The sequence below is a fragment of the Desulfobulbus alkaliphilus genome (genome assembly GCF_016918545.1).
GTDB classification, from domain to species: domain Bacteria; phylum Desulfobacterota; class Desulfobulbia; order Desulfobulbales; family Desulfobulbaceae; genus Desulfobulbus; species Desulfobulbus alkaliphilus.
In genome coordinates this window covers 1-647 of sequence record NZ_JAFFQC010000115.1, presented here as the reverse complement: position 1 = coordinate 647, position 647 = coordinate 1, and the positions used below count along the sequence as shown (strand labels likewise).

The 647-nt window shown below is 67.4% G+C and carries 1 protein-coding gene; it reads left to right on the top strand.

The features are described from left to right. On the top strand, positions 1 to 647 hold a 647-nt coding region (gene mutM, locus JWG43_RS20615), incomplete at both ends, for a bifunctional DNA-formamidopyrimidine glycosylase/DNA-(apurinic or apyrimidinic site) lyase (RefSeq protein ID WP_205244265.1).

Sequence of the window (647 nt, the reverse complement as noted above, 5' to 3'; positions counted from 1 at the left end):
GAATAGACCGGCGGGCCAAATACCTGCTGATGCCGCTCTCGACCGGCGAGACCTGGATCACTCATCTGGGCATGACCGGCCGCTTCACCCTGGACGGAACCCTGCTGGGCGAGTTCGAGGAGGCCGCGCCCATCGCCGGCAAGCACGAACATTTCAGCGGCTGCGCCATCCGCGATGGGGCGGCGACCCGCATCGGATACGCCGACGCGCGCCGGTTCGGCTTCATGGGCCTGATATCCAGCGACCAGATCGAGACCCATCCCTGGTTCGCCAGTCTGGGGCCCGAGCCTCTGGGCAACGGCTTTTCCGGCGCCCATCTGGTCGAGGCCTTCGCCGGCAAGAAGCAGAACATCAAGGTCAGTCTGCTGGACCAGCGGATCGTCGCCGGCCTGGGCAACATCTATGTGTGCGAGGCCCTGTACCGCGCCCGCATCTCGCCCCTGGTCGCGGCCGGATCGGTGTCGAAGGCGCGGCTGGAGCGTCTGGCGACCGAGGTCCGCAACGTCCTGAACGACGCCATCGCGGCGGGCGGCTCGACCCTGCGCGACTTCGCCAACGCTGAGGGCGGCCAGGGCTATTTCCAGCACCGCTTCGACGTCTACGGCCGCGAGGGCGAGCCTTGCCGTGGTGATAAATGCACCAGCGTG